Genomic DNA, 16,001 nt, shown 5'->3' on the forward strand with positions numbered 1-16,001 from the left:
CCCGGCAGCGGGCTTCCCGTCGCAGGGGCGCGTCGGCCACCCCACGACCCCCCGGATGTCAGTGCCCGTGCACCCCGTTCGTCGCGGCGATCCGCTTCCACGACCTCGGCTGGGACACGCCCTTCGCTCCCTTGGCCACCGCCGCGGCCCGGGCCGCCGGCACCCCCGGCTTCGACGGCTGGAAGAGCCACGTGTCGAAGAGCGCGGCCAGCGGCTTGCCCGAGACCTCCTCCGCGTACCGCCGGAAGTCCGCCACCGAGGCGTTGCCATGGGCGTACTCCGACGGCCAGCCCTTGAGGATCGCGAAGAACGCCTCGTCGCCGACCTTGTTGCGCAGCGCCTGGACGGCCAGTGCGCCACGGTCGTAGACCGCGATGTCGAACTGGTTCTCCGGGCCCGGGTCCCCGGGCTTCACCGTCCAGAACGGGTCGTCGGCGGGATGCGAGGCGTACACGTGGTCCGCGAGTTCCTGCGCCGTGCCCTCGCCCTCGTGCTCGGACCACAGCCACTGCGCGTACCGCGCGAACCCCTCGTTGATCCAGATGTCCTTCCAGCCCTTGAGCGACACCACGTCGCCGTACCACTGGTGGGCCAGCTCGTGGACGACCACCGACACGTTCGACCCGTTCGCGAACTGCCGGGGGCTGTAGAACGGCCGGGTCTGGGTCTCCAGCGCGTACCCGGTGTTCGTGTTCGGCACGTACCCGCCGAGCGCGCTGTACGGATACGGCCCGAAGTACCCGGCCAGCCAGTCCGCGATCTCCCCGGTCCGTTCGATGCTCGCCCGCGCCGCCCCGGCGTTCGCACCGAGGTCCGCGCTGTAGGCGTTGAGGACCGGGACGCCGCCCTCGGTCGTGCCGGTCGTGATGTCGAACTTCCCGACCGCGAGCGTGGCGAGATACGTCGCCTGCGGCTTGTCGGACCGCCAGTTCCAGCGCGTCCAGCCGAGCTTCGAACTCTTCGACTGGAGCGTGCCGTTGGAGATGGCCTGGGTGCCGTCCGGGACCAGCACGGAGACGTCGTAGGTCGCCTTGTCCAGCGGATGGTCGTTGGCGGGGAACCACCACGCCGCCGCCTCCGGCTCGTTCGCCGCGACACCCCCGTCCGGGGTGCGGTGCCAGCTGGTGAAGCCGAAGGCCTGCTTCGACGACGGCACCCCGCGGTAGCGCACGACGACCGTGACGGACGCACCCTTGGTCAACGGGGTCTTCGGCGTGATCTCCAGCTCCTGCTCGCCCGAGGTGCGGAACGAGGCCTTCGACCCGTTGACGCGCACCTCGCCGACGTCCAGCAGGAAGTCCAGGTTGAAGCTCGTCAGGTCCTGCGTGGCGCGGGCGACGAGCGTCGCCGTGCCCTCCAGTTCGTCCGTGGCGGGCTGGTACTTCAGCCGGAGGTCGTAGTGTGAGACGTCGTATCCGCCGTTGCCGTGGGCCGGGTAGTAGGGGTCGCCGATACCCGGCGCGCCGGGGGAGAGGGGGGCGGCCGATGCCGGGATCGCCAGCAGGAGAGAGGCCGCTGCAAGGGCTCCCGGCGCGATGATTCTGCGGTGCACGCAAGGCTCCAAGTCGTAGGGTCCCGAGGTCTTCCGGGGTCTGTCCGGAGCCTATTGACTCCCTGTGCCCCTGATCATGTCCATGGCCCCTGCTGTCACACGATCGCCATTCGGCCGACATGAAGCACCCGCCCCGACCGCTCATCCCGGACACGCCGGCCCGTCAGCTGCCCTCTTCTGCACAGGAGTTCACCGATGTACCGTCCGGCGCATGCCGAAACGCACGCGCTTCACGACCTGGAGACCGCTCGCGACGGCGGCCACGGCCGCCCTCTTGGCCACGCTTCTCACCCCGGCGGCCGCACAGGCCGCACCGGCCGCCCCGCCCGGGAGCGACCCCGTCCACTCCTACGAGAACGCCATCCGCGAGGCCGTCTGGGTGGACACCGGGCTCGACGGCGACCGGGACGGAAAGACCGACCGGGTCGCCGTCGACATCGTCCGCCCGCGCGAAACCGCCCGGCAGGGCCGCAAGGTCCCCGTCATCATGGACGCCAGCCCGTACTACTCCTGCTGCGGGCGCGGCAACGAGAGCCAGAAGAAGACGTACGACGCGCAGGGCCGTGTCGCACAGATGCCGCTCTACTACGACAACTACTTCGTGCCGCGCGGTTACGCCTTCGTCGGCGTGGACCTGGCCGGAACCAATCGCTCCGACGGTTGCGTCGACGTCGGCGGCCGTTCCGACATCCAGTCGGCGAAGGCCGTCGTCGACTGGCTGAACGGCCGGGCCAAGGCCTACACGAGCCGCACCGGCACCACCCGCGCCCAGGCCGGCTGGACCAACGGCCGCACCGGCATGATCGGCAAGAGCTGGGACGGCACCATCGCCAACGGCGTCGCCGCCACCGGCGTCAGGGGCCTGAAGACCATCGTCCCGATCAGCGCCATCTCCTCCTGGTACGACTACTACTTCCAGCAGGGCGCCCCGCTGTACGACTCCGGCCCCGAGTGGCTGTCGGACTACGTCGACAGCCCCGACGCCCGCGCCAAGTGCCAGGCCGTCCAGCAGAAGCTCGTCGACGGCGCGCCGCGCACCGGCGACCGGACCCCGCTGTGGACCGAGCGCGACTACGTGAAGGCCGCGCGCAAGGTCACGGCCAGCGTCTTCCTGGTCCACGGCATGCAGGACCTCAACGTCCGCATGAAGCACGTCGGCCAGTGGTGGGACGCCCTCGCGAAGAACGGAGTCGAGCGCAAGATCTGGCTGTCGCAGACCGGCCACGTCGACCCCTTCGACTTCCGGCGCGGCGCGTGGGTCAAGACGCTGCACCGCTGGTTCGACCACGAACTCATGGGCATCGACAACGGCATCGACCGCGAGCCCATGGCCGACGTCGAGCGCGCCCCCGACCGGTGGGAGACCTCCAGGACCTGGCCGCCGAGCGGCACCCGGACCGCCACCCTGCGTCCCGACCGGGGCGCCCAGTCCGGTGTCGGCACCCTCGGACTGCGCCGCGGCCACGGCACCGAGACCTTCACCGACGACCCGCAGCGGAGCGAGACCGACTGGGCCGCGCGGATCGACGAGCCGACCCCGGAGAAGGCCGGGTTCAGCACCCGACCGCTCACCCGGGACCTGCGCCTGGCCGGCTCCTCCCGGGTCACGGTCACCGCCACGCCCTCCACCCCGACGGCCCACCTCTCCGCCGTCCTCGTGGACGTCGGCCCCGCCACCATCCGCGACTACGCCGACACGGGCGAGGGCGTCACGACCCTCACGAACCGCACCTGCTGGGGCCCGAGCACTACCGGCGACAGCTCCTGCTTCAAGGAGACGAAGGCGAAGACCGCCGACGTCGGCTACACCGTCGTCAGCCGCGGCTGGGCCGACCTCGGCAACCACGCCTCCGACCACAAGGGCTCCCCGCTCACGCCGGGCAAGCGGTACACGATCACCCTCGGCCTCGCGGCGACCGACCATGTCGTCCCGAAGGGCCACCGCCTCGCACTGATCGTCGGGGGCACCGACCAGGGCCTCATCGACCCTCCCGCCGACAAGCCCGAGCTCACGCTCGACCTCGCCCGCACCTCGGCGCGCGTCCCGTTCACCGGCGGCGCCGCGGCCTTCGCCCGCGCCACCACGGGCAGCCACTCCGCCCTCTCCGGCGCCAGGCTCCTGGACGGCGTGCGGGAGCCGCGCACCACCCACCGCGTCCCGGAGGCGAGCCGGTGACCCGTGCAGGTGCCCTCGTCCTGACCACCGCGGCCCTCACGGCCTCCCTGGTCACCGCCCCGGCCCAGGCGTCCTCCGACTCCCCGCCGCGCACCGGCTTCGAGCAGTCGAACGGCGCCCGCTGGACCACCCAGCCCGAGGAGCAGGACTTCCTCAAGGCCGTCGACCGGGCCAGTGGCCGTGTCTCCATGACGCGCTTCGGCACGACGAAACAGGACCGCCCGCTCCAGCTGGTGCGGATCGGCAACCGTCCGAGCTCCAACAAGGTGCTGCTCGTCTGCAGCCAGCACGGCGACGAACCCTCCGGCCGCGAGGCCTGTCTCACCACCGTCCGCGACCTCGCGTACGCCCGCGACAGCCGCACCCGGCGTTTCCTGGACCGCACCACGGTCCTGGTCGTACCGACGGCCAACCCGGACGGCCGGGCAGCGAACACGCGCGGCAACGGCGACGGCGTCGACATCAACCGCGACCACCTCGCCCTGAAGACCGCGGAGGGCCGCGCCCTGGCCGCGGTCATCCGCGACCAGCGCCCCGGCATCGTCTACGACCTGCACGAGTACGGTGCCACACCCCGGTTCTACGACAAGGACCTCTTCGACCTGTGGCCGCGCAACCTCAACACCCACGATGCCGTCCACGACGAGGCCAGGATCCTGTCCGAGGCGTACGTCCGGCCCGCGGCCCGGCGGGCCGGCCACTCGACCGGGACCTACGGCATCTGGACCGACCCCGAGACCGGCGAGCCGGTCAAACAGGTCGCCGGAGACGGACAGGAGCGCATACTGCGCAACATGTCCGGTGTGAAGCACTCCGTCGGGCTGCTCATCGAGAGCCGCGTCGACCCGCTCAGCGAGGCGGAGAAGGCGGACGAGGCGCTCAACAACCGGCGCCGGGTCACCTCTCAACTGGACGCGCTCCAGGGCATGTTCGGATACACCGATGAGCGCCGGGCGCGCATCGGGGCGACGACGGCGCGGGCCCGGCTCGAGGGCTACGCCGACACCGGTCCCGTCTACGTCGGCGGCGCCGACAACGATGCGCCCGAACCGGATGAAATCATCCCGAACCCGCCCTGTGGCTATCGGCTCACCGCCGCCCAGTACGCCGAGGTGGGCGACGAACTCGCACTGCACGGAGTACGCGTGCGCAAGGACGGCGAGGGTGTGCTCGTGCCCCTGCGTCAGCCCCTGCGGGCACTTGTGCCCCTGCTGCTCGACGACCGGGCCGAGTACCACCTGACCGGAGGTTCATCCGAAACCGCATGCTGAGAGGGGTGAAATTCCGCCACACGTGGTAGCAGCGTTACGAGGACCCGCGTCCTCACCTGCTGTCCCGATGAAAGGTGCCGCCTGTGACGCAAGAACGACCAACCGACAAGGACTCCCCGGAGGGAGCCGCGCTGCCGGGGTCGGAAGCGGGACTGCCCGGTCAGGACCGGCCGCAGACCGACCGCATCGTCTTCGGCGTCACGGCGGTCCTCACCCTCGCCTTCGTGATCTGGGGCGCGACGGCGACCGACTCGCTCGAAGACGTCTCCACCAGCATGCTCGGCGGGCTGATGCACAACGGCGGCTGGGCGTTCATGCTCGCCGCCTCCGGCTTCGTCGTGTTCGCCCTCTGGCTCGCGATGAGCCGCTACGGCCGTATCCACCTCGGTGCGGAGGGCGAGGAGCCCGAGTTCCGCACCGTGTCGTGGGTCGCGATGATGTTCAGTGCGGGTATGGGCATCGGCCTGATGTTCTACGGCGTGAGCGAGCCGCTCTCGCACTACGGCACGCCCCCGCCGGGCACCGACCCGGCCGACTCCGGCGAACGCATGGAGACGGCCATGGCCACCACCCTGTTCCACTGGACGCTCCACCCCTGGGCGATCTACGCGGTGGTCGGCCTCGCCATCGCCTACAGCACCTTCCGCAGGCGCCGGCGGCAGACCATCAGCGCCGTGTTCACCCCGCTCATCGGCAAGAAGAACGCCAACGGCGGCATCGGCCGGGCCATCGACGTCCTCGCGATCATCGCGACCGTCTTCGGCTCCGCCGCCTCCCTGGGTCTGGGCGCGCTCCAGATCGGCTCCGGTGTCCAGGAGCTGAAGTGGATGGACGAGGTGAGCACCGGGCTGCTCGTCACGATCATCGCGGTGCTGACCCTGGCCTTCGTCGCGTCCGCCATCTCCGGTGTGGAGAAGGGCATCCAGTGGCTGTCCAACACCAACATGGTGCTGGCGCTGATCCTCGCCCTGTTCGTGTTCGTGGCGGGCCCGACCATCATCGTCCTGGACCTGCTGCCGACCTCGGTGTTCGCCTACCTCGGCGACCTTCCCCAGCTGGCCGGCCGGACCGAGGCGAGCGGGGGCGAGGGCGTCGCCGACTGGCTGGGCAGCTGGACGGTCTTCTACTGGGCGTGGTGGATCTCCTGGACGCCGTTCGTCGGCATGTTCATCGCCCGCATCAGCCGGGGCCGCACGATCCGCCAGTTCGTCGGCGGAGTCATCCTCGTGCCCAGCACGGTCAGCCTGATCTGGTTCGCGATCTTCGGCGGCTCGGCCATGAAGATGCAGGAGGAGGGCCGGCTCGGCAAGGAGGCGACACCGGAGGGGCAGCTCTTCGACGTGCTCCAGCAGTTCCCCGTCGCCACCGTCACGAGCCTGCTCGTGATGATCCTCGTCGGCATCTTCTTCGTCTCGGGCGCCGACGCGGCCTCCATCGTCATGGGCACCCTGTCGCAGAAGGGCGCGCTCGAACCGGGCCGGTTCGTGGTGGTGTTCTGGGGCGTGGTCACCGGTGCGGTGGCCGCGATCATGCTGCTGGTCGGCAGCGGCCAGGGCGACGCCCTGACCGGTCTGCAGAACCTCACGATCCTCGCGGCCGCGCCGTTCGTCGTCGTGATGATCTTCATGTGCGTCGCCCTCATGCGCGACCTGCGCCGTGACCCGGTGATCGTGCGCGAACAGATGGGCTCCGAGGCCGTCGAGATGGCCGTGATGGAAGGCCACAAGAAGTACGACGGAGAGTTCGAGTTCCGCGTCGGCCCGGGCCGCGGCCCGGACGTCGAAGGAGACCCGATCGGCAAGCACTGATCCGCACGGCGACGGCGGCCCGGGTGCTCGGCACCCGGGCCGCCCGCTGCCGTCCGCACGAGCCCCACGGCCGGCTCACGGGTCCCCTCACCCGGCCGGAACCGGAGGCCGGACCAGGTGCCGCGCGTCTCAGCCGGTGACCAGCCGGGCCGCCTCCTGCGCACACCCCCAGGCCACGGTGACGCCCGCGCCGCCGTGGCCGTAGTTGTGCACCAGGAGCCGCCCGTCCGGCAGGGTGTCACGCTCCAGCCGCACCGCGGGCCGGGTGGGCCTGAGGCCCACCCGGTGCCCCAGCACCCGGGCCCCGGCGATCTCCGGCCGGAGGGCCGCGCAGCGGCGGACGATCGCCTCCGCCGTCGCGGGGTCGGGCTCCGGCGACCACGCGTCCTCCTCGGAGGTACCGCCGAGGACGAGCCCGCCCGGCTGCGGGAACAGGTACGCGTGGTCCCCGGCCACGTCGGTGGAGACCAGCCAGGTGTCGATCCCGGGGTTCTCCACCACGACCAACTGCCCGCGCACCGGCCGCACGGAAGGGTCCGGCACGAGCTCCCGCGCGGCGAGTCCCGTGCAGTTGACCACGACCGGCGCGTCCGCCTCCGCGAAGGCGGACACCGTACGCGTCTCGACCACACCGCCCGCCGCGACGAACCGCTCCCGCAGCCACGGCAGATGGACCGGCATGTCGATGAGCGGCAGCCGAGCCCACAGGCCCGTGCCCGCGTACTCGTCGGGCGTGGCCGCCCGCAGCCCCGGCACCCGGCCCGCCAGCCATGCGCCGGCCTCGTCGAGGAGGGTCTCGCCCTGTACCCCTTCGACCATCCGTACGCCGGCCGGTTCGGTCCCCGCGGCCAGCTCCTCGTACACCTCCAGCGACCGCAGCGCCCACACGCGTGCCGTGGCGACCGGCTCGATCCGGTACGGCCACCACAACGCGCCCGCAACGGCGGAGGTGGTCGCCCCTACGGCGTCCCGCGTCCACACCCGCACCCGCCGGCCCCGCTCCGCCAGGGCCAGGGCGGTCGTCAGCCCGATCACCCCGCCGCCGACCACCACGATCTCGCCACTCAGCTCACTCGACATGCCGGGACCGTAGCGGAATCCGTCATGCCGTGCTCACATCACGCGCAGTGTGGGGATACTCACCGTATGTGTGCCGAGTACGCGACCTTCGGCCTGGCGCCCGCGATGCGGGCCGGGGGAGTCCGCAGCGACGGTGGTTACCGGGTCCACCGGGATTTCGTCGACTTCATCGTCGACGGACGCCCCCTGCTGTTCCAGCTCTCCGACCTCGACGCGGTCTCCCCGCTCGCCGCCGACGTCCCACCCGCGATCTTCACGGCGCAGGTCCGCAGCCTCCTCCTGGAGAGCCCGGCCCCGCTGCCCGACGGCCGCTACGTCGTCTACGGCTGCCCCGAGTGCGAGGACCTGGCCTGCGGCGCCGTCACCGCGGTGATCCGCAGCGACGGCGAGGACGTCATCTGGCAGGACTTCGCCTGGCAGACCGACGACCACGCCGACCTGGAGCTCAACGGCTACCACGGCATAGGTCCGTTCCGCTTCCGCGGCCCCGAGTACCGGACGGCGCTCGGCGCCCTGCTGAACGGCTCCGAGCCCGAATCCCGGCGCCGCGTCCTGCTGATCGGCGCTCGCGTCGCCGTCCTCGCCAAGCTGGCCGCCGCCTTGCGCACCATCGGCGTCGGCGCCGACATCTCCCAGAACGCCGACGGCGTACCCGCCGGCGAACTCCGCGGCTACGGCGCCGTCGTCCTCGGCCACGCGGCCGGGGAGCAGGAACGTGCCGCCGTCCGCCGCGCCTTCGAACGGGCAGGGGTCCCGGTCGCCCACGTCGACGGCCTCGCCCCGATCGTTCCGCTCCTCGTCGCCCAGGTCGAACATGCCCTGGACCGCACCCCGGCCGGCCGGCGCCGCCTCGCCGGCCTCACCGCGGCCGACGGCACAGCCGACGTCGAGGTCACCTCCCCGTGCCGGGTCACCCTGACCGCGTACCGCCTCGACCGGCTCTCCCGCACCCACACCCATGAGATCTTCGACGGCGTCCTCGAAGCGGGCCGCCACCGCCTCGCCCTCGACCCGAAGACGGCCAGGGGCCGCTCGTACGTCGTGGCGCGCACCTCCACCGGCGTCCTGGCGGCGGCCGTGCGGCACTGAGCGGCCCGGCGGCCAGTGCCGCGGCAGGCGACGTCCGCCCGTGAGGGCCGGGCGTCGCGACGAGGCGAACGTCGCCTGGCGCGGTACTAGGATCGACGCCCTGATGACTGCCACCCTCGTCGCCAAGAACCTCGCCGCCGGCCACGGTGACCGCTCGCTGTTCACCGGGCTCGACCTGGTCGTCGCCCCCGGCGATGTGATCGGCCTGGTCGGGGCCAACGGAGCAGGCAAGTCCACCCTGTTGCGGATGCTCGCCGGGCTCACCGCCCCCGAGCAGGGCGAACTGCGCCTGTCCCCGCCGGCCGCCACCGTCGGCCACCTCCCGCAGGAACCGGACCGCCGGCCCGGCGAGACCGTACGGGCGTTCCTGGCCCGCCGCACCGGCGTCGCCGAGGCCCAGCGCGTCATGGACGAGGCCACCCAGGCCCTGGTCGACGGGGCGCCCGGCGCCGACGACGCCTACGCCGCCGGCCTGGAGCGCTGGCTCGGCCTGGGCGGCGCAGACCTCGACGAACGCGCCGAGGAGGTCGCCGACGGCCTCGGTCTGGCGGTCGGCCTGGACCAGCCGATGACGTCCCTGTCCGGCGGCCAGGCGGCCCGCGCCGGACTCGCCTCCCTGCTCCTGTCCCGCTACGACGTCTTCCTCCTGGACGAGCCGACCAACGACCTCGACCTGGACGGCCTGGAGCGCCTGGAACGCTTCGTGCGCGGTCTGCGCGCCGGAACGGTGGTCGTCAGTCACGACCGCGAGTTCCTCACCCGCACCGTCACCAAGGTTCTCGAACTCGACCTCACCCAGCGGCAGATCAACCTCTTCGGCGGCGGCTACGAGGCCTACCTGGAGGAGCGTGAGGTCGCCCGCCGCCACGCCCGCGACGAGTACGAGGAGTATGCCGACAAGAGGGCCGCCCTCCAGGACCGCGCGCAGACGCAGCGCTCCTGGATGGACAAGGGCGTGAAGAACGCACGCCGCAAGGCGGGCAACGACAACGACAAGATCGGCCGCAAGTTCCGCAGCGAGGCCAGCGAGAAGCAGGCCGCGAAGGCCCGCCAGACCCAGCGCATGATCGAGCGCCTGGACGTCGTGGAGGAGCCCCGCAAGGAATGGGAACTGCGGATGGAGATCGCGTCCGCGCCGCGCTCCGGCGCGGTCGTCGCGACCCTGCGGGACGCCGAGCTGCGCCGCGGCGACTTCGTCCTCGGCCCGGTGTCCCTGCAGATCGACTGGGCGGACCGGGTGGCGGTGACGGGAGCGAACGGCGCCGGCAAGTCCACGCTGCTCGCCGCCCTCCTCGGCCGTGTCCCGCTGGACGCCGGGCACGCCGCGCTCGGCTCGGGCGTCCTGCTCGGCGAGGTCGACCAGGCCCGCAAGCTGTTCCACGGCGAGGAGTCGCTGCTCGACGCCTTCCGCACGGCAGTCCCGGACACCGAACCGGTCGAGATCCGCACCCTCCTGGCCAAGTTCGGCCTCAAGACGGACCACGTCCTGCGCCCCGCGGCGAGCCTCTCCCCGGGCGAGCGCACCCGGGCCGCGCTGGCACTGCTCCAGGGCCGGGGCGTCAACCTCCTGGTCCTCGACGAGCCGACCAACCACCTGGACCTGCCGGCCATCGAGCAGCTGGAGGCCGCCCTCGACGCCTACGAGGGCACCCTCCTGCTGGTCACCCATGACCGTCGCATGCTGGACGCCGTGCACGTGAACCGCCGCCTGGAGGTGGCGGACGGCAAGGTGACCGAGCGCTAGCGGGCCGTCAGACGTGTGGCCAGCTGCGGGTAGTCGACGACGAATCCCTCCTCGTCGAACTCCAGATCGCTGCGGAAGTCGCCCGAGGAGAAGCGGACGCGCCCTGGTCGCAGATGCGTGTAGGTCTGCCGCGACGGCCGCACGGCCAGGTCCGGCACCGACACCCAGGCCATCAGGAACTCCCGCTCCCCGGGCACCCGGTGGAGCCCGTGCCGGAGCACCGGCATGGTGTTGGTGAGCGGGCACAGCCCGAGGTCGCAGTCGAGTGCTCCGTCGACCGCGGGCAGCGGCTCGCCGTCCGCGGTCCACCGGCCGTGACCGTCGTGCCGCAGGTCGAGCGTGCGCAGGCCGCCCGCGGTCTCGGCCGTCACCCGCAGGCTACGGGTCACGAACCCGTCGGCCGTGTCGAGTTCGTACGTGACCCAGTACGGCTCGGGTTCGGTCCCGACGGCCCGCCCGCGCGCCCGCAACACGCCTTCCCCTTGCTCGGGCCAGGCGGTCTCGAACCCCCGGCCGGCGAACACTTCCCAGGTGATGGCGGACATACCTTCACTCTAAGCATGAAAGTGGGGTGAAGCCCCGCCATTCAGGGGCGCGGGGAACTGCGCGACCAGCCACAACGGACCCGCAGCTCCCCACGACGCCGGTCGTCAGCGACGACCGCCCTTCGGATCCACCAGCCCCGCCCGGCGCAACGCGTCAGCCATCGCACTGTTGGCCGGCGGCGCAGCCTGCCGCTGCTGACCACCGCGACCGCCGCCGCCCTGCCGCTGCTGCGGCGGACGACCGCCGCGCTGCCGGCGCTCACCCGGGCCGCCGCCCTGCTGCCCCTGCCGCGCCGCCTCGTCCTCCAGACGCAGCGTCAGCGAGATCCGCTTGCGCGGGATGTCGACGTCGAGGACCTTGACCTTGACGATGTCGCCGGGCTTCACCACGTCCCGCGGGTCCTTCACGAACGTCTTCGACATGGCGGAGACGTGCACCAGGCCGTCCTGGTGGACGCCGACGTCGACGAACGCCCCGAACGCGGCGACGTTCGTCACGACGCCCTCCAGGATCATCCCGGATGACAGGTCGGAGATCTTCTCCACGCCCTCCTTGAAGACGGCCGTCTTGAAGGCCGGGCGCGGGTCACGGCCGGGCTTCTCCAGCTCCTTGAGGATGTCGGACACCGTCGGCAGACCGAACGACTCGTCCACGAAGTCCTGCGGCTTCAGCGAGCGCAGCACCGCCGTGTTGCCGATCAGCGCGGCGACCTCCTGCCCGGCGGTCTTCACCATGCGCCGGACCACCGGATAGGCCTCCGGGTGCACGCTCGACGCGTCCAGCGGGTCGTCACCGCCGCGGATCCGCAGGAAGCCCGCGCACTGCTCGTACGCCTTCGGGCCGAGCCGCGCCACCTTCTTCAGCTCACCGCGGGCCTTGAACGGCCCGTTCTGGTCCCGGTGCGCCACGATGTTCTCGGCGAGCCCGGAGGTGATGCCGGAGACCCGGGCGAGGAGCGGGGCCGACGCCGTGTTGACGTCCACGCCCACGCCGTTCACACAGTCCTCCACCACCGCGTCCAGCGAACGCGACAGCTTCACCTCGGACAGGTCGTGCTGGTACTGGCCGACGCCGATCGACTTCGGGTCGATCTTCACCAGCTCGGCCAGCGGGTCCTGGAGCCGCCGGGCGATCGACACGGCGCCGCGCAGCGACACGTCCATGTCGGGCAGTTCCTGCGAGGCGAAGGCGGACGCCGAGTACACGGACGCGCCGGCCTCGGACACCATCACCTTGGTGAGGTTCAGCTCGGGGTGCTTGGTGATCAGTTCGCCGGCGAGCTTGTCGGTCTCGCGGGAGGCGGTGCCGTTGCCGATGGCGACCAGCTCGACCGCGTGCTCCTTCGCCAGCCGGGCCAGCTTGGCGATGGCCTCGTCCCACCGGTTGGCCGGGACGTGGGGGTGGATGACGTCCGTGGCGACGACCTTGCCGGTCGCGTCGACGACGGCGACCTTCACGCCGGTACGGAAACCGGGGTCGAGGCCGAGCGTGGCGCGGGTGCCCGCCGGGGCGGCGAGCAGCAGGTCGCGCAGGTTCGCCGCGAAGACCCGCACGGCCTCGTCCTCGGCGGCGGTGCGCAGCCGCAGCCGCAGGTCGATGCCGAGGTGGACGAGGATGCGGGTGCGCCACGCCCAGCGGACGGTGTCCTTCAGCCACTTGTCGCCGGGGCGGCCCCGGTCGGCGATCCCGAACCTGTGGGCGACGATCCCCTCGTACGAGGAGGGGCCGTCGGTCTGCTCCTCGGGCTCCAGGACGAGATCGAGGATCTCTTCCTTCTCCCCGCGCAGCATGGCGAGGACACGGTGCGAGGGCAGCTCCGTGAACGGCTCGGCGAAGTCGAAGTAGTCGGCGAACTTCGCCCCCGCCTCCTCCTTGCCCTCCCGCACCTTGGCGGCCAGCCGCCCGCGCACCCACATGCGCTCGCGCAGCTCGCCGATGAGGTCGGCGTCCTCCGAGAACCGCTCCGTGAGGATGGCCCGGGCGCCGTCGAGGGCTGCCTGCGGATCGGCCACGCCCTTGTCGGCGTCGACGAACGCGGCGGCCGCGGCGAGGGGATCGACGGACGGATCGCCCAGCAACCCCTCCGCCAGCGGCTCCAGTCCCGCCTCACGGGCGATCTGCGCCTTGGTGCGCCGCTTGGGCTTGTACGGGAGGTAGATGTCCTCCAGGCGCGCCTTCGTCTCGGCGCCCCGGATGCTCGCCTCCAGCTCCTCGGTGAGCTTGCCCTGCTCGCGCACCGAGTCCAGGATCGCCTTCCGGCGCTCCTCCAGCTCCCGGAGGTAGCGCAGCCGCTCCTCGACGCTGCGCAGTTGCGCGTCGTCGAGCATCTCGGTCGCTTCCTTGCGGTAGCGGGCGATGAAGGGCACCGTGGAACCGCCGTCGAGCAGTTCCACGGCGGCCCTGACCTGCCGCTCCCGTACGCCGAGCTCCTCGGCGATCCTGCCTTCGATGGACACTGCGTTGATGGACCCGTTGGACCCGGGTGTCGTCACGATCCCGTACCGCCTTCTCCACTGAGGTTGCGCGGCAATTGTGGCAGGTGACACCGACACCCGGGGATCAGGGCGGTACCCGGCAGGTCGCGGTCCGGATCAGGCCCTGCGGGTGGAGGACGAGGCTCCGCCGAACAGGCGGGCGAGGGCCCGGAAGGGCAGCGTCACAACGGTGGCGATGGCGCCGCCGATCTGGCGCAGCACGTCTGCGATGGCACGGAACACGGAAATTCCCCTTTCTCCACTGCCGGCCGCGCGGCCGGTGGAGTGCGGGTACCTCACAGACGCGTCACTATGCGTCATCCCTTGCCGATGAGATCCGCGGGGAAGGCCCCCGCCCCGAGCGCCGCGTGCGCGAACATCCCGCCCAGCTCGGTCAGCCGGGCCACTCCCTCCGGGCCCAGGTGCTCGTACGGGGCGCGGTCCAGACGGTCCGTCGCGTCCTCGATCTCCCGGCGCAGGGACGCGCCCTGCTCGGTGAGGTCGCCGGAAGCCTCCAGCAGTCCGCGTCCCCGCAGCCGTGCGCTCGCCGCGTTCCACTCGTCCCGGCTCCAGCCCCGGGTGCCGCACACCCACTTCGGGGTCATGCCCTTGCCCGTCGCCGTGTGGGTCACCATGGCCTCCAGCCCGTCGAGGCCCGCGGACGTCAGGGCTGCCAGGTGCCCGTCGCCCCGGTGCTCGCGCAGCAGGGTCGCCGCGTGCCAGTAGGCGAGGTGCGGCTCCTCGGGGACGGGCAGATCGGCGTGCGCCGAGTACAGCGGCCGGGCCGCGCGCGAGCAGGCCTCGGCGGCGCGCAGGGCGAGCCGTGCCGCCTCGGCCATCTCCGCCGATGCCAGGGCCTGCGCGCCGAGCAGGCGCCGCAGGGTCGCGTCGACCGCGCGCATGCGTGCCGCCAGGACCTGCGCGGGTGCGGCGGTCTCCCACACCGCCGGCACGTACCGGGCGACGAGCTCGTGCTTGTAGTTGTAGAAGGCGGCCGTCACGGCCCCCGCCCCGACCGGTCCGAAGGCGGCGGCCCGTACGGCGAAGTTCACGGCACGCGGGTCGGTGACCCCGACGGCGCCCAGCTCCCGCCCGAGGTCGGGGGAGAAGTAGTGCGCCGCGTGCAGCGAGTTGAGCACGTTGTGGCAGCGCCGGCCGGCGCGCGGCTCCAGAGCGGTGGTCGTCATGCCGGGCAGGTTACCAACCGCTTGGTATGTCCGTCAGGGCCGTGTGTCCCGTGGCAGGAAAGGTGGGGTACTCGTCCTTGCGGCCATGCTCGGCCGCCGCGAAGAATCGACGGCATGGCCCCCCGCACGGTTCTCGCCGTTCTCTTCGACGGCCTGCAGAGTCTCGACGTCACCGGGCCCGTGGAGGTCTTCGCGGGCGCGGAACTGCTCGCACCGGGTACGTACCGGATCCGCACCGCCTCTCTCGACGGGGCCCCCGTGCGGACCACCAGCGGCCTGACCCTCGTGCCCGACGGGTCTCTGACCACCGCACCGGACCCGGACATCCTCCTCGTCCCCGGCGGCACGGGCAGCCTGCGGCCCGACCCGCGCCTGGTGGCCTGGGTGCGCGAGAGGGGCCCGCGCGCCGGCCGCCTGGTCTCCGTGTGCACCGGCGCGGCCGTGCTGGCCGCGGCGGGCCTGCTGGACGGCCGCCGCGCCACGACCCACTGGGCGTACTGCGACCGGCTCGCCCGCGAGCACCCGTCCGTCACGATCGACCCCGACCCGGTCTACGTACGCGACGGACACATCGCCACCTCGGCCGGAGTCACCGCCGGGATCGACCTGGCCCTCGCCCTGGTCGAGGAGGACCTGGGCCGGGACTCCGCTCTCACCATCGCCCGCCACCTGGTGGTGTTCCTGCGCAGACCTGGGAGCCAGGCCCAGTTCAGCGCCCAGCTCGCGGCCCAGACCGCACAGCGCGAGCCGCTGCGGGACGTCCAGCGCTGGATCACCGACCACCCCGACGCGGATCTCTGCGTCGAGACCCTGGCCGCCCGCGCCCGCCTCTCACCCCGCCACTTCGCCCGCGCCTTCCGCGCGGAGACCGGTATGACACCGGGCCGCTACGTGGACCGCGTCCGCCTCGAACACGCCCGGCGCCTCCTGGAGGACACCGCCGACGGCGTCGAGGAGATCGCCCGCGCCAGTGGCTACGGCACGCCCGAGGCCATGCGCCGTGCCTTCGTCAGGACCCTGGGCACGCCCCCGGCCGAGTACCGCCGCCGCTTCCGCCCCGCGACCACGCCCTGA

12 protein-coding genes are annotated in these 16,001 nt (G+C 72.1%); 6 read left to right on the forward strand and 6 right to left on the reverse strand.

The features are described 5' to 3' along the window. Positions 1-58: 58 nt before the first annotated feature. On the reverse strand, positions 59-1,552 hold the full coding sequence (locus AB0937_RS18515) for a M1 family metallopeptidase (protein WP_366712918.1): 1,494 nt from the start codon (positions 1,550-1,552) through the stop codon (positions 59-61). Between the two features lie 211 nt (positions 1,553-1,763). On the opposite strand from AB0937_RS18515, the gene AB0937_RS18520 reads away from it, so the two are divergent. From AB0937_RS18520 to AB0937_RS18530, 3 genes are all read left to right on the forward strand, one after another. After that, positions 1,764-3,728 carry a Xaa-Pro dipeptidyl-peptidase gene (locus AB0937_RS18520; RefSeq protein ID WP_366712920.1) on the forward strand — a complete coding sequence of 655 codons (1,965 nt, stop codon included), beginning with the start codon at positions 1,764-1,766 and terminating at the stop codon, positions 3,726-3,728. Then, on the forward strand, positions 3,725-4,999 hold the full coding sequence (locus AB0937_RS18525; RefSeq protein WP_366712922.1) for a M14 family metallocarboxypeptidase: 1,275 nt from the start codon (positions 3,725-3,727) through the stop codon (positions 4,997-4,999). Before AB0937_RS18520 ends, AB0937_RS18525 begins: the two co-directional genes overlap by 4 nt. Positions 5,000-5,082: 83 nt before the next feature. Continuing rightward, positions 5,083-6,807 (forward strand): BCCT family transporter, encoded by a 1,725-nt coding sequence (locus tag AB0937_RS18530; RefSeq protein ID WP_366712923.1) that lies wholly within the window; start codon positions 5,083-5,085, stop codon positions 6,805-6,807. A gap of 129 nt (positions 6,808-6,936) precedes the next feature. On the opposite strand, the gene AB0937_RS18535 is transcribed toward AB0937_RS18530, so the two are convergent. Then, positions 6,937-7,887: an FAD-dependent oxidoreductase gene (locus AB0937_RS18535; RefSeq protein ID WP_366712925.1), complete on the reverse strand. Its 951-nt coding sequence runs from the start codon at positions 7,885-7,887 to the stop codon at positions 6,937-6,939. 66 nt (positions 7,888-7,953) lie between these two features. Between AB0937_RS18535 and AB0937_RS18540 the strand changes: the two genes are divergently transcribed. Both AB0937_RS18540 and AB0937_RS18545 read left to right on the forward strand, forming a co-directional pair. After that, positions 7,954-8,976 (forward strand): oxidoreductase, encoded by a 1,023-nt coding sequence (locus AB0937_RS18540; RefSeq protein WP_366712926.1) that lies wholly within the window; start codon positions 7,954-7,956, stop codon positions 8,974-8,976. A gap of 103 nt (positions 8,977-9,079) precedes the next feature. Continuing rightward, positions 9,080-10,720, forward strand: coding sequence for an ABC-F family ATP-binding cassette domain-containing protein (locus AB0937_RS18545; RefSeq protein ID WP_366712928.1), 1,641 nt, complete (start codon positions 9,080-9,082; stop codon positions 10,718-10,720). Here the strand turns inward: AB0937_RS18545 and AB0937_RS18550 are convergent. The 4 genes from AB0937_RS18550 to AB0937_RS18565 all read right to left on the reverse strand — a co-directional run bounded on the left by AB0937_RS18550 (position 10,717) and on the right by AB0937_RS18565 (position 14,927). Further along, positions 10,717-11,265, reverse strand: a complete 549-nt coding sequence (locus AB0937_RS18550; RefSeq protein ID WP_366712930.1) for a putative glycolipid-binding domain-containing protein — start codon at positions 11,263-11,265, stop codon at positions 10,717-10,719. The two genes, AB0937_RS18545 and AB0937_RS18550, sit on opposite strands and share 4 nt — an antisense overlap. 105 nt (positions 11,266-11,370) lie before the next feature. Continuing rightward, positions 11,371-13,758, reverse strand: coding sequence for a Tex family protein (locus tag AB0937_RS18555; RefSeq protein WP_366712932.1), 2,388 nt, complete (start codon positions 13,756-13,758; stop codon positions 11,371-11,373). A gap of 99 nt (positions 13,759-13,857) precedes the next feature. After that, positions 13,858-13,983: an LPFR motif small protein gene (locus AB0937_RS18560; protein ID WP_267889763.1), complete on the reverse strand. Its 126-nt coding sequence runs from the start codon at positions 13,981-13,983 to the stop codon at positions 13,858-13,860. A 74-nt stretch (positions 13,984-14,057) separates the two neighbouring features. After that, positions 14,058-14,927: a hypothetical protein gene (locus AB0937_RS18565; protein WP_366712935.1), complete on the reverse strand. Its 870-nt coding sequence runs from the start codon at positions 14,925-14,927 to the stop codon at positions 14,058-14,060. A 114-nt stretch (positions 14,928-15,041) separates the two neighbouring features. Here AB0937_RS18565 and AB0937_RS18570 point away from each other — a divergent pair, with 114 nt between their 5' ends. After that, positions 15,042-16,001 carry a GlxA family transcriptional regulator gene (locus tag AB0937_RS18570; protein ID WP_366712937.1) on the forward strand — a complete coding sequence of 320 codons (960 nt, stop codon included), beginning with the start codon at positions 15,042-15,044 and terminating at the stop codon, positions 15,999-16,001.

It is taken from the genome of Streptomyces sp. NPDC047880, from assembly GCF_040706515.1.
Classification (GTDB): Bacteria; Actinomycetota; Actinomycetes; order Streptomycetales; family Streptomycetaceae; genus Streptomyces.